Origin of the sequence: Streptomyces canarius, from assembly GCF_014650735.1 — a bacterium.
GTDB lineage: Bacteria > Actinomycetota > Actinomycetes > Streptomycetales > Streptomycetaceae > Streptomyces > Streptomyces olivaceoviridis.
In genome coordinates this window covers 562,749-575,470 of sequence record NZ_BMVN01000001.1, presented here as the reverse complement: position 1 = coordinate 575,470, position 12,722 = coordinate 562,749, and the positions used below count along the sequence as shown (strand labels likewise).

General features: G+C 73.6%; 12 protein-coding genes. 3 read left to right on the top strand and 9 right to left on the bottom strand.

Annotated elements, in window-relative coordinates; genetic code table 11:
* Window positions 1–57 precede the first annotated feature (57 nt).
* From IE294_RS02390 to IE294_RS02370, 5 genes are all read right to left on the bottom strand, one after another.
* A complete protein-coding gene (locus tag IE294_RS02390) occupies window positions 58–1,011 on the bottom strand; it encodes a T3SS effector HopA1 family protein (RefSeq protein WP_189881746.1) in 954 nt (317 codons plus the stop codon).
* 184 nt (window positions 1,012–1,195) lie between these two features.
* Window positions 1,196–2,347, bottom strand: a complete 1,152-nt coding sequence (gene lxmK, locus IE294_RS02385; protein ID WP_229916995.1) for a class V lanthionine synthetase subunit LxmK — start codon at window positions 2,345–2,347, stop codon at window positions 1,196–1,198.
* A 7-nt stretch (window positions 2,348–2,354) separates the two neighbouring features.
* Entirely contained in the window at window positions 2,355–3,383 is a 1,029-nt protein-coding gene (locus tag IE294_RS02380) for a ParB/RepB/Spo0J family partition protein (protein ID WP_189881744.1), read from the bottom strand.
* A gap of 63 nt (window positions 3,384–3,446) precedes the next feature.
* Entirely contained in the window at window positions 3,447–4,643 is a 1,197-nt protein-coding gene (locus tag IE294_RS02375) for an IS701 family transposase (RefSeq protein WP_229916994.1), read from the bottom strand.
* Between the two features lie 150 nt (window positions 4,644–4,793).
* Entirely contained in the window at window positions 4,794–5,768 is a 975-nt protein-coding gene (locus IE294_RS02370; RefSeq protein WP_189881742.1) for an LLM class flavin-dependent oxidoreductase, read from the bottom strand.
* A 266-nt stretch (window positions 5,769–6,034) separates the two neighbouring features.
* On the opposite strand from IE294_RS02370, the gene IE294_RS02365 reads away from it, so the two are divergent.
* Window positions 6,035–6,652: a TetR family transcriptional regulator gene (locus IE294_RS02365; RefSeq protein WP_189881740.1), complete on the top strand. Its 618-nt coding sequence runs from the start codon at window positions 6,035–6,037 to the stop codon at window positions 6,650–6,652.
* On the opposite strand, the gene IE294_RS02360 is transcribed toward IE294_RS02365, so the two are convergent.
* The 3 genes from IE294_RS02360 to IE294_RS02350 form a co-directional block, all read right to left on the bottom strand.
* Window positions 6,643–7,362: an HAD-IB family hydrolase gene (locus IE294_RS02360; RefSeq protein WP_189881738.1), complete on the bottom strand. Its 720-nt coding sequence runs from the start codon at window positions 7,360–7,362 to the stop codon at window positions 6,643–6,645. The genes IE294_RS02365 and IE294_RS02360 overlap by 10 nt on opposite strands.
* Window positions 7,359–8,417, bottom strand: coding sequence for an acyl-CoA dehydrogenase family protein (locus IE294_RS02355; RefSeq protein WP_189881736.1), 1,059 nt, complete (start codon window positions 8,415–8,417; stop codon window positions 7,359–7,361). Before IE294_RS02355 ends, IE294_RS02360 begins: the two co-directional genes overlap by 4 nt.
* A gap of 214 nt (window positions 8,418–8,631) precedes the next feature.
* Window positions 8,632–9,654, bottom strand: coding sequence for a ScbA/BarX family gamma-butyrolactone biosynthesis protein (locus IE294_RS02350; RefSeq protein ID WP_229916993.1), 1,023 nt, complete (start codon window positions 9,652–9,654; stop codon window positions 8,632–8,634).
* A gap of 139 nt (window positions 9,655–9,793) precedes the next feature.
* Between IE294_RS02350 and IE294_RS02345 the strand changes: the two genes are divergently transcribed.
* Complete coding sequence (locus IE294_RS02345; RefSeq protein ID WP_189881734.1) at window positions 9,794–10,474, top strand: ScbR family autoregulator-binding transcription factor; 681 nt, start codon at window positions 9,794–9,796, stop codon at window positions 10,472–10,474.
* 272 nt (window positions 10,475–10,746) lie between these two features.
* On the opposite strand, the gene IE294_RS02340 is transcribed toward IE294_RS02345, so the two are convergent.
* Window positions 10,747–11,340, bottom strand: coding sequence for a CGNR zinc finger domain-containing protein (locus tag IE294_RS02340; RefSeq protein WP_189881732.1), 594 nt, complete (start codon window positions 11,338–11,340; stop codon window positions 10,747–10,749).
* A gap of 104 nt (window positions 11,341–11,444) precedes the next feature.
* Between IE294_RS02340 and IE294_RS02335 the strand changes: the two genes are divergently transcribed.
* Window positions 11,445–12,677 carry an MFS transporter gene (locus IE294_RS02335; protein WP_189881724.1) on the top strand — a complete coding sequence of 411 codons (1,233 nt, stop codon included), beginning with the start codon at window positions 11,445–11,447 and terminating at the stop codon, window positions 12,675–12,677.
* The last annotated feature ends 45 nt before the right edge of the window (window positions 12,678–12,722 follow it).

Below are 12,722 nucleotides of genomic sequence, written 5' to 3'. Positions count from 1 at the left end.
GCATCTTGCACAGTCCGGCACCTTTCCGGGTGACCGCCGTGTGACATACGCGCTACATCATGCGGCGAGATTGCGGGACGGGTCGGAGGGATCGATGGACGCCTCGGCCAGCCGGCGGGCGAGCAACAGGTCGAGGGGCTCGCCGCGGCCCGTGGTGGCGTGCTCGACCAGGGCCTGGGCCATGACGTGACTGCGGTGCTGGCCGAAGCTCATCCCCCGCATGCCCGGCCGTGGGTCCCCGGGCTCCGCCGCCGACGCCAGGCCGGGCGCGTGCCGTCGGGCGAAGAGCGACGTCTCCTCGCCCAGTGCGGGATGTCCCTCCACCTCGCGGGCCACCAGGTCGGCCAGCGCCCGGTCCTCGGCAGCGAGATACACGACGACGGCGTCGTACCGCGGGTACTGATGAGGAACGGAGGCCGCCTTGGCCCTGTAGGGCCGCCCGCCGGCCTCCAGCGCCCTCAGCACCCGCCCGAACAGCGCGGGGGCGGCGTCCTCGTCGCGGACGTGCAGGTAGACGCGGAGCAGGGGCAGTTCGCGGGGCGGTGGTCCCTGCGAGCCGGTGACGAAGAAGAATCCCGGCGAGACCGCCGGGTGGGCGGCAGGCCAGGCGAGCCTGACCGGCCGCCCGTCCTCCACCGGTCCGTCCACCCAGGCGCCGGGCACCGCCACCGCCACGCCCCCTGTCCGCACCACGACGTCGCCACCGGTGCCGGAAGCCGGCGGGCGGCTGCCGATCAGCTCGGCGTCCGAGGGGTAGGTGGCATGCGGCACCTGACGGACCAGCGCCTCTTCCAGTTCCGGGTCACGCAGCCGCCGGGAAGGGGCCGACGACTCGGGCAGACCGGCGTGCAGGCTCGCGTAGAGGGCGTCGGCGAGCAGACCGGTCAACTGCCGGGCGTCCTCGGCGGCCACCCGCCGGTCGGCCAACTCGGCCTCGGCCGCGGCGGCATCGACACGGACGGCGTACAGGGCCGCCCGCAGGTCCTCGGGCAAGCGCGCGCCACTGGTCACTGGGCTACCTCCAGGCCGAGGGAAGCGACCGGCACCCGGCGAGCGGGCAACTCCGGCTCGATGAACGTGGCGTCGACAGGGACGGCGAGCAGGCACGGGTCACCAGTCATGCGGCGACCTCCGGACTCGGGCTCCCTTGGAAGACGCACCACGCGCGGAGTCTCGGGCAGACGCGCCTCGTCGGTCATGCGGCCACCTCCAGGCCGAGGGTCGTCGTGAAGCGTTCGGGGGCGAGGAGGATCCGTCGGCCGATTCCGGCGGCGGCGCGGTCGACCGCGCCCAGCCGGGCGGACTGCGTGGCGCCGGCCAGCAGGCGGTCGTACATGTGCCAGCCCGCGTAGGCGGCGGCGCGTACCGCGAGGTCCCGGTCCGGCGCACCGTGGGAGCACGCCCGCCCCGCGTCCACCGCCCGGTGCCGGGCGGTCAGGTAGCTCCGCCAGAAGGCGGCGATCCGCACCCGGGCCGCGGCGATCGCCTCGGTCAGCCGTGCGGTCATCTCCTCGTGGGTCGGTGCGGGCGCGCTCTCACCGCGGATCACCCGGGTCAGCGAGCGGAACAGCCACTCCCCCGCGAGACTGCCGAGGTCGCGGGCCGGGTCGCCGAGGCAGAACTCCTCCCAGTCCGACAGGTACATCTCGCCCGCCGAGATCAGGAACTGGTCCAGGCGCAGGTCGGCGTGGAGGGGCCGGGCGACGGCCGTGGCCGAGGCGTCCCGCAGCCGGTCGAGGGCCTCGTGCAGCGGGGTGTCGCGTTGCAGCAGCGCCCAGGCGTCCAGTTCCGCCCGCGTCGAGTTGAGGTAGGTCTCCGCGGTGAGGGCGCGCAACGACTCGCGAGGGAAGAAGGACGCGGGTGCGGCGGGCAACGACGGGTCCGGTGCCAGGTCGTGGACGTCGGCGACGAGTTCGCCGGCGCGCTCGCACCAGGCCGTGGAGAAGCCGTCGTCGGTCTCGGCGACGTCGCTGCCCGAGCGCGCGTCCTCCAGCAGTTCGAACGCCATGAGGCAGGCGGCCGGGTCCCAGCCCAGGCACGTCGGCCCGAGGTGGCGGGAGCGGTCACCGGCGCGCCGGGCCTGTTCGAAGGCGATGGCCCGCTCCAGCCGACGGCCGGGTGCCCGCCCCGCGCCGTCGAGCCGTTTGACGAACAGTTTGACGCCGCGTGTGGTGGTGCCGGCCCAGTTGGCGTTCCGGCCGGGGTACGACGTCACGTCCGCCTCGCGCAGCCGGCCGAGCCCGAGTGTGTCCAGCAGTTCGTTCACCTGGGGGACGCGGGACAGTTCCAGGGCCCGCACGTGCCGGCGCGCACCGCGTGCGTGCGGCGTGGAGAGTGTGTTCGGCATGGAGAGCTCATCCTCTTTCTTCCAGGCGTCTGCTGAAGTCGAGCCACACCTGCGCGCATTCGCGTGCGGCGGCGGACAGTCCCGACAGGCTGTGGGGCGGAAGGCCGGCTATCAGCCGCTCGCTCTCGGCCTGCGACAGGAGCCGGTTGTCGAGCAGTTTCAGCAGCAGGCGCCCGGTCTGGGTGTGCCGCAGGGAGGGGTCCCGCATGAGGGCCGCGAGCGTCGGGCCGCTCGGCCGGCGCCCGGTCCGCTCCGGCGGTCGGGGCGGGTCGGCCTGCGCGGCTCCCCCCGTCCGCCGGCGCAACCGGGGCGGCAGCGGGTCCTCGCTGCGCTGTAATCGCCGGCGTACGTCGCGCGCGGTGCCGGGGGAGATTCCCGCGGCCTGTGCCACCTGCCGCAGGGACGCGTCGGGGTGCCGTCGCAGGAAGGCCGCCGCGCGCTCCCGGCCGTCCGCCCCGTCGACCGGACGGGCCCGCCCGTCCCGGCCGATCCGGGTGTGCAACTGCTGTTCCCGGCCGGTTGCACACCTCTGCCGGAGCTTGCCGATCGTGGTCGCCGACAGGCCCGTGACCTGGGCGACGGCGCGGTCGGACCAGTGCGGGTGCGAGTCGAGGACGCGTTCGGCGGCGGTCAGCCGCTCGGCCCTGGACAGCGGCAGCCCGTGCCGTACGTTCGAGGCCACGGCCAGGACGAAGGCGCCGTCGTCCGGTCCTTCGTAGAAGCGGGCCGGGATCGTCGTCTGTCCGCGCAGCCTGGCGGCGTGCACGCGGTGCGTCCCGTCGATGAGGCGCAGGGTGCCGGCGTGCACGATCACGGGTGGCAGTGGCGCGTCGCTCTCGGCGAGGGTGCGGACGTGCTCGTCGTCCTCCTGGACGCTGCGGGGCGAGTCCGCGGGGAGCAGGTCGCTGATGTCGACCGTGTGAACGGTCGGGGAGACCGCCGTGAGGACGGCGTGCTCCTCCGTCGTCGGCGCCTCGTTCGGTGACGGATGGTCGGATGGAGGTCCGCCGGCGTTCGACGACTTCCGGTGGGCCATTGTCGTTCCTTCCCCCTGCCTTTCGGCTCGGATACGGCATCGGCGTGACGTCGTCCAGGTCGTCTAGGACGTGAGTTCGAGCAGTGCCCCCCTCGGGGTCGGGTGGTGACCGTGCCGGCAGGTCCGGGGCGCGGTGTGGTGGAGGCGGCTGAAGACATAGGCGGCCGCGGCCATCGTCATGTGGTGGTGCCAGCCCGGGTAGGAACGTCCTTCGAAGTCCTGGACGCCGAAGTCGTCGATGAGGTCGGCGATGGCGCAGTCCGTGGCCGTGACGGTCTCCGCCAGTGCCGGCACCTCGTGGATCCGGGTCGCCATGTTCGTCAGCCAGTACCGCCCGTCCCGGTGGAAGGGCGAGGCGGGCTGCATGACGAGCCGGTGGGAGAGCGGGACGCTGTGCGGTCCTCCGGCGAGGCAGGCGGGTCCGGTGTGCAGCAGGAAGCGCCCCGGACGGCGGTCGTCCGGGGGGACCGCCGAGGCGAGGGCCGGCTGTCCCGGGCGGTGGGTCATGGCGGTGGCGGCCGACACGGGACGCCGGCCCAGGGCGGCCAGGTGCATCCGCTGGGCCGGGCCGACCTCGCACAGGAAGTCCTGCCCGTGTTCCGTCAGCGCGTCGACGACCAGGGCGGCGTCCGGGGTCTCGGTCAGGTCCAGCACCCAGGGCGCCTGGCTCCCGTCCGGCACGGCCGGGGCCCCGGTCACCAGTTCCCGTACGTGTTCGGCCAGGGTCCGCGCGGTCTCCGTGTCGGGCACACGGGCCCGTCCGCGTCGTACGGTGTCGGTGCTCCAGGTGCCGTCCAGGAGCAGCCGCCAGTCCACGGGCAGGCTGCCGTGCGCCGTGACCGCGAACAGCCCTATGGCGAGCTGGCAGTTGAGGACGCGTCCGGCCCGGGGGTCGAAGCGCCGGTGGACGCCCACCGAGTGGTGGCCGCGCTTGCGGATGGTGATGGTGGCGATGCTCCAGGCCCGTGGCCGGCCGTGTCCGGTGATGGCCCGCGCCAGGGCCTGGCGCACCGGGGCCCAGTCCCAGGGACTGCCGTTGATGAACTGCTGGAGACCGTGCGCGGACGCCGTACGGGGAGTGACCGCCTGGGCGAGGCCGCGCAGGGTCTTCCTGCCCGGCACGGTCAGCAGACCGTGCAGGTACGCCTGCGCCCACCTGCGCTGGTCGACGCGCGGGAGCGAGGCGAAGATCTCGTTGACGAAGGCTGCGACGGCGGCGCTCTCCGGGATGGTCGGGTGCCCCTCGTACATCTCTAACATCCGGTGTTCCCCCTTGTTACCCACCCACCGCAGCGGGTGCCGGCCGCCGGCCGACCGGCCGCAGCCAAAAATACCTTCCCACAGGTAGTTTTCCCGGATGTAGGAACGACTTTGCGAATTCCCCTGGTGAGCTGGGAAGTTGTCGCTTGATCAGGACTGGAAAGCGGTTGTGACGGCGTGCAGGTCCTCCAGGGCCGCACGTGCGCCCTCGGTGAGGAACACCCCGGTGACGTTGAGGATCACCTCGTCGACGCCCTCGGCCCGGTACGCGCGCAGTCGCTCCGCGATGTCCTTCGGATCACCGGTCAGGTGGACGCCGTCGCCGACGAGCCGGCCGGCCGCCTCCCGGGGGCGGCCCGGGTCGACGTCCAGCCCCGCCCGGCGGAGCATGTCGGTGTAGTGGGCGGACCCGAGGTGGGCTCCCACGGCGGCGAAGGCCACCCGGTCCAGGTCGCGTCCCGGCCGTCGTACCGCGAGGTGCACGACGCTCGCCACCCGCGGCACGGGCCGGTGAGCCGCACGGGCCCCGGCACGCAGCGCGGGCATGATCCGGTCGGCGAGGTAGGGCAGCGGCGCGAGCCAGGTGATGGCCACGTCGGCGCAGGCGCCCGCGGTTCTCGCCATCCCGGGGCGGAGCACCCCGAGCCCCACCTCGACGCCCGGACTGGGCAGTTCGGGCAGGACGTAGCGGGTGGTGTGCGCCGCCCCCCGGTGCTCGACGGCGTCCCCGTCCAGTAACCGCCGCATGACCGTCGCGTAATCGGCCATGGCCGTCAGGGGGCTGCCGTACGGCTCCGGCAGCAGGCGCTCCTGGAGGTCGAGCGAGCCCGGCCCGTACCCGGCGACGTACGGCGCCTTCGACAGCACGCTCACCGTGCGGGCCTCGACGGCGGCCTGGTACGGATGGCGCAGCGGCGCCAGGGAGACCGCGGTGCCGAGCGGGAGACCCGGCTGCCGGGCGGCGAGCGCGGCCAGCGCCATCTGGGATTCGAGGTGGAAGGACTGCCCCAGCCACAGCCGTCCGGCACCCAGGCGCCGGACGAAGGACGCGAAGGCCGCCATGCCGTCCAGGTCCCGGGGCGGCGCGGGGTAGAAGACGGACAGCCCCTTCGGTTCGGCGAGCATCGGGTCTCCTTGTCGCTGTGCCGGCACCTCGGGTGCGTACCGGCCCCGCCGCTGTATACCTGACGCGTGAGCGCGCGGGCCCGGGAGTGCGGGGAACCTGCCGAGGTGGCGGTACGACTTCGCGAGGTCCGAGCGGGGGCGTGCGGCCGGGGCGGCCCCGGTGCCGGTTTCGGACAGCTCGTGCCCTTCCGCTTGTCCGCCCTGCCTCGCTGATAAAAAATTCCGTAATGATGGTTTGTTCTTCGTTCCGATGCCGAAGGGGCGCTGTGGTCAAGCAGGACAGAGCACGAAGGACCCATGAGCTGCTGCTGGACGCGGCAGCCGCGGAGTTCGTCCGCCACGGCTATGTGGGGGCCAACCTCCAGCGCGTGGCCGCGGAAGCCAACCTGACCAAGGGGGCTCTGTACGCGCACTTCACGTCGAAGCGCCTGCTGGCGAACGCGCTGACCGCGCCGTTCGAAGGCACCTGGCGCGAACTTCTGGCGCAGTCCGGACGGACCGACCTGTCACCGGCGGAGCGGCTGCGCCTCGTCACGGACGCGCTCGCCGGGCGGCTCCAGGCGGATCTCCGCTTCCGCGCCGGGTTCCACCTGGCCAGCGAGGACGCCCGCGCACACGGCCGGCTCCCCCGTTTCGCCATGGACTTCAGCGGCTGCGTGCTGGGGCTGGCGGCCGAGGCCCGGCGGCAGGGGCAGTCGGCGGGGGTGCAGGACCCCGAATGGCTGGGGCAGTTGCTGCTGGTCCTCATGTACGGCGTCTACTACACCACGCCCGCGTGCGGCATGGACCGGTTCGGTGACGCGGTGTGCGCCCTGTGGCAGCAGGTCGTGCGCGGCGGCGAGGCCGCTCCGCCTTCCCTGCCCGCCCTGTGCGGTCAGCGGTGACCGGGGTCCTGCCGGGCGGGCAGGCGGTGCGCGCCCGGCAGGGCCCGGCTCAGCTCCGGGTCGTCCCCCACCACCACCGGGTGTCCCACGGCCGCGAGCATCGGCAGGTCGCTGATGTGGTCGCCGTAGGCGTGACAGACCGCGGGCGAGACGTGCGGATAGCGGCGGAAGACCTCCTCCACTGCCCGCAGCTTGCCCGCGCCGATGACCGGATCACCGACCAGCTCCCCGGTGTAGCGGCCGTGGCGGATCTCGGGGCGGCTGCACAGCAGGTGGCCGGCTCCCACCTCTGACGCGATCGGTGCCAGCAACGCGGGGAACGAGCCGGACACCAGCACCAGCAGGGCGCCCCGCGCGCGGTGCCGCAACAGGGCGGCGCGGGTGGCCTCCAGGAAGAGCCGGTGGTCGCGCTGCCGGTCGGCCGCCCAGCGCTTCGCCGCCGCCTCGACGTCGGCCACCGCCTCGCCGCTCCACACCCGGTAGTAGAGCCGGTTGGCCTCCACGCGACCGCCGCCGGCGGCGAGCAGCCGTCCGACGGCGCGGCGCGTGTCCTGCGCGCGGTGCGCCCGGAGCCCGCCGAGGAAGTAGTGGTCCATGAAGTCGAACAGGCTCTTGCACGCGATCAACGTCTCGTCGACGTCGCTGAAGACGATGCTCGCCGGGCCTCTCGCGGCCACGCCCGGGGACGCGGCGGAGGGGGTGCCCGTCATGGACGCTCACCGGCCGGCAGGCCCGCGGCATAGGCGGCGGCTGCCGCGTCCAGACTCAGCGCGCCGTGCGTGGCGACCGTCCGTACGTCGTCCCGCCTGCGCCGGAACTCGTCGTCGAGGGCGTCCGGCGGACCGGTGACGTCCTGCGTGAGGGAGGACACCGCGTCGGCCAGGCGCTGCGCGGAGACGGCCGCGTCCCGTTGGTTACGGGCCACCGTCCCCGGGGTGACGGGCGCGGAGTCGGCGCGGCGGGCGGCGGCGTCCAGCAGCAGTTCGACCGCGTCGATGTCCGCGCCGGCCCGGGCCAGGCCGATGCGGCGGGGCGCGTGCCGCGGCGCCTCCAGCCCGGTCCTGACCTGGCGCGTCCACGCGCGCAGCGCCGCTCTGGCGGCGCCCAGGGCCGGGGCGCACATCAGGAGCTGACCGGCCAGCTGGGCCGGGGCCGTGTGGCACCGCGCCCCGTCCCGGTCCTCGCGCGCCTCCAGCAGGGCGGACAGCGGCAGGCTCCGGTGCTCGGGCACGAACGTCTCGGTGAGCGTGACGTGGTGGCTGCCGGTGGCACGCAACCCGGCCGCGTCCCAGGTGTCGTTCACGGCCACGGCCTCGCGCGGCACGGCGAAGACCCGGGACGGGCCTCCCTCGTCCTCCGGCGCGACCAGGAGGAGCCACGCGGCGTGGTGGACGCCGCTGACCACCGGCCAGCGGCCCTCGACCAGCCATCCCAGGGGCGCCTTCCGGGCCCGGCCGGACGACGGCCACAGGCCCGCGGCGATCCGGGTGTCCGGACCCGCGCCCCACAACTCCCGCTGCGCCGGCAGCGGGAGGCGCGCGGCGAACCGGCCGTGCACCGCCCAGAGCATGCCGCACCAGGCTGCGGACGCGCAGCTCTCGGCCAACGCGGCGGTGGCGTGCAGCAGTTCACGGAACGTGCCGCTGCCGCCGCCCCACCGGCCGGGGACGAAGTGCCGGGCGAACCCGGCCTCGTCCAGAGCGCGCAGTGTCTCCTCGTGGAGGCGGCGCCGGGCGTGCGCCTCCGGGGCGAGGCGAGCGGCCACGCGAGCGGCGCGCTCAAGTCCCCCCTGGCTCAGTGCGGTTCCCCGGACGGCGTCCGGCCCGGCGGCGGGCGCGGGGGGTTGCGGCACCCCCTGGACGGCCGTCGCGTCGCCGGGACGTCCCGGGGCAGGCGTCGCTCGCGGTATCGGTGTGTTGTCGGAGGTCTGCTCATCGGTAGGCATGACGCTGTTTCCTGACGGGGACGGCCGGAAGAGGCTATCGATGGCTGTCGGACGGCACGGGCGTCCCGGCGTGGTGCCAGCGCCCCGTGATCGCGGCGACGCCGCGGTCGTCCTGGGCGGCGTCGATGGCCAGGTACCGGCCGCCGCAGGGAGTGGTGCGGTCGTCGGTGACCCTGAGCCGGACGGGCGGGTCCAGCTCCGCGAAGGCGAGGCAGTCGACCGTCAGGGAGGTGAGCTGGGAGGCGACCGCGGGCCGGCCCCCGCTCGCACCGGAGCCCTTGGTCACCAGGTGACCGAGCTGGCGCACCCCTTCCAACAGGACCATCAGCGGGACATGATCCGTGGGATGGTCGAAGAGGACGGCGTGGTCGAGGTCGGCGTGGAGCTCCCATTCGCCGGCCCGCCCGGTCGCGGCCAGCACGCTGTCCTTGCCGCGCAGCCGCCCCACCTGCGCGGCGGGCAGGGTGAGCACCCGGCGCCGCTGCGCGGGAATCGCCGTGCCACTGCCGCCCGTTCGCCTTCTCAGCACGGAGTAGCGACGCTCGTCCAGGGCGACGACCTGGAGGCTCCCCCGGCCGGTCTTCCGGTCGCCCACGACCAGTTCGGCCTCCAGCCGCATGCCGTGGCGGTGCGGTGGCCGGCTGTCCACCCACTCCCAGCGAGCCTCCAGCACGACGGGCAGCGGCTGCCCGGTGACCCGCAGTGCCTGCGGTTCCGTGATGTCCAGTTCCATGCGCCGGCCGACGAACCGCCGGTCCAGCGGTATCCCGTAGTGCCAGTGCGCGAGGTAGACGAGTGCCTGGCGGATGGTCTCGGCGGCGAGCAGGGGATCGCTGCGCCCGAGAACGTCAGGATGGTAGAGAGCGTGATCACGCGGCCACTGCGCGGCGACCAGGAAGCGGTCGTCACCGAGCGCCAGCGCGTCCGTGAGGAACACCTCCGCCACGGACGCCCGGTGCACCAGGTGCCGGGGAACGGTCCGTTGGAAGGTGAGTCGCCCCGCATGTCCGCCAGGGCTGGTCCGCGCGCCTGCGTTACCCTGCTGCACCTCGCTCATGCATACTCCCCCGGTTGCGTCGGAGACGGCCGAACGGCCAACCCCCCACGTCAAACCTACCTTTGGGAAGGTTTATTCCCTGGCATGGAACGTCTCGCCGGCGCGCGGAAGAGGGACCCCTAGGCATTGGAGACGCCAGATGAACGACCCCCACGACACGACCGCCGGCCACGGCCCGACGGCGCCGCGCAAGGAGCTCAAGCAGGAGCGTGCCATCCGTTCGCGGGGGAACATCCTGCTGGCCGCGGCCCGGGCGTTCGCCCAACGGGGCTATCCGGCCGTGACGATGCTCGATGTCGCCGAACTGTCCGGCATGACGAAGGGCGCCGTGTACTTCCACTTCACCAACAAGGAGGCACTGGCCCTCGCGGTGACCACCGAGTTCTACAAGCGGCTGCCCGCCATCTCCGACGCCGTCGCCGAACTGGAGCTTCCGCCGGTCGCCTCGGTGGCGGAACTGCTGCTGCGCACGGCGGCGGCGCTGCGGGACGAGCCGATGATGAAGGCCGGGGCACGGCTCCAGATAGAGCGGGGGCTGATCGACGTCGACCTGCCCATCCCGTTCCAGGACTACACCGCGCTGATCACGTCCTGGTTCCGCAGCGCGCTGGCCGCCGGGGAACTGGAGCACGAGACACCGCCCGCGGCGCTGGCCCGGGTGCTGGTCTCGGCGTTCTTCGGCGCCCAGCACATGTCCTGGGTCCTGCACGACCGGGAGGACATCATCGAGCGGACCGTGGAAGTGCTGCACGCGGTGGTCCCCTGCACCAGAGACCCCCGGCACGTCAGCCCGTTCCTGCTGGAGCAGACGTCCGCGTGAACCGCTGAGGAGTCCAGGCGTACGCCGGTGCCGTCCGCGGAGTCGGCGGGAGGACGGGACTGTCCGTGAAGTCGGCGGGAGGCCGGGGCTGTCCGTGGGTCAGCCGGAGGCCGGGACCATCCGCGGAGACGACCCGAAGCCGGGACCATCCGCGGAGTCCGCCCGAAGCCGGTGCAGTCCGCGGAATCGACCCGAAGCCGGTGCAGTTCGCGGAGTCAGCCCGAGACCGGTGCAGTTCGCGGAGTCAGCCCGAGACCGGTGCAGTTCGCGGGTCAGCCGGAGGCCGGTGCCGTCCGCTCCCGCATCGCCCGCTTCTTCTCGTGGTTGCCGCATGCGCCCATCGAGCACCAGCGGCGCTTCCCGGGGCGGGAGTTGTCGAGGAACAGGGCCCCGCAACGCGGACCACCGCAACGGCGTACGCGCTCCATCGCCGGGGAGGTGACGAGGTCCAGCGCGTCCCGCGCCACCAGGGACAGCACCGCGCCGGCGACATCGCCGGCCTGCCACCTCAGCCGGCCGGCCGCGTCGAGGTGGGGCACCGGTGGGGGCGCGGACGCCCATGCGTTGAGGCGTGCGCGGACGTCCGCGGGCACCCGGACCGGGCCCGTGTCGCCCAGCCTGCCCGCCAGCAGGCCGTACAGCACCTCGCGCGCCTCCCGCGCACGGTTCACGTCCTCCTGGCGCACCGGCCGCGATCCCGCCGCCGGGGCGCAGGCGCAGCACTGTTCGGCCCACGCCAACAGCTCCTGTGGTGTGCGCAGTTCCTCCACCTCACCGGCGTCGCCGCGGTACCGCAAGGTGCGCAGGAAGTCGAGGCTGAGGCGCCCCGCGCCCTGCCGGAAGACGATCGAGCCCGGCCTGTTCATGCCGGCAAGCCTACTGAGGGAACCGGTTCGACTGGTACCTTGAGGAACCACTTGAACCGGTTCTCGCTTCCTGTTGGGCTTCCGCGTCTCCTCTTGGGGCTTTCGTGTCCGTCACCTCCGCACCCTCCGCCACCGCGACCCGGTTACCCGGCCGGCTCCTGGCCCTGTTGTCCCTCACCTGCGGCGTCAGCGTCGCCAACATCTACTTCCCGCAGGCCCTCACCCCGCTCATCGCCGACGGCTTCTCCATATCGTCCGGCTCGGCCGCGTTCGTCGTGACGGCCGGTCAGTTCGGCTACGCGGCGGGCATCTTCCTCCTCGTCCCGCTCGGCGACCGCCTCCCCTGGCGCCGGCTGCTCGCCGTCCTGCTCTCCCTCACCGGGGCGGGCCTCCTCATCGCCGGTACCGCGACGACACCGCTCGTCCTGACCGTCGCCAGCGTCCTGGTCGGAACGACCACCGTGGTACCGCAGATCATCATCCCGCTGGCCGCCGGTCTCGTCGCCGAACACCGGCGGGGCGCGGCGACCGGCATCCTGCTCAGCGGCCTCACCCTGGGCATCCTGCTCGCCCGGGCGTTCGGCGGCGGCCTGGGCGGCTGGCTCGGCTGGCGCGCGCCCTACCTCCTGGCCGGTGCCCTCGTCCTCATCCTCGCCGCCGTCGTGCCCAGTCTCGTCCCGGCCCACCGGCCGGCGAGCGCGCCCGCCTACCTCGACCTGCTGAAGGCACCCGCCGAGCTGCTGCGCACGGTCCCCGAACTGCGCCGCTCCTGCCTCTACCAGGCGCTGGTGTTCGCCGGATTCAGCGCCGCCTGGACGCTGGTGCCCCTGCTCATGACCGGGCCCGCCTACCACCTCGGTACCGGGGCCGTCGGACTCGTCGCCCTGGTGGGGGCCGGCAGCGTCCTGTCGACCCCGTTCGCGGGCCGGCTCATCGACCGGTACGGCACCGACCGCATGAGCCTGTGGTGTCTGCTCGGCGCGCTGGCGGCCCCGGTCGTCCTGCTGCCCGCGTCGGCGGGCGGCGCGGGCGGCATGACGGCGCTGATCGCCGGGATGCTCGTGCTGGACGTCGCCCTCCAGTCCGGACAGGTGGCCAACCAGACCCGCATCTTCGGCGTGCGCCCCGACGCCAGGAGCCGGCTCAACACCACCTACATGACCTGCGTCTTCCTCGGCGGAAGCCTGGGGTCGTGGGCGGGCGTCACCCTGTTCCGCCACTCGGGGTGGGCCACGGCCCTGAGCGCGGTCCTCCTGGTCAACGCGGTGGCCCTGGGCCGGCATGTGCTGCACCTGACGTACGGCCGGCGGCGGGGCGCGGGGACCGCCGGCCCCTGAGTCGGGTGGTGCGCAGGAGTGGTGGCGCCCTCTCGGCGGGGTACG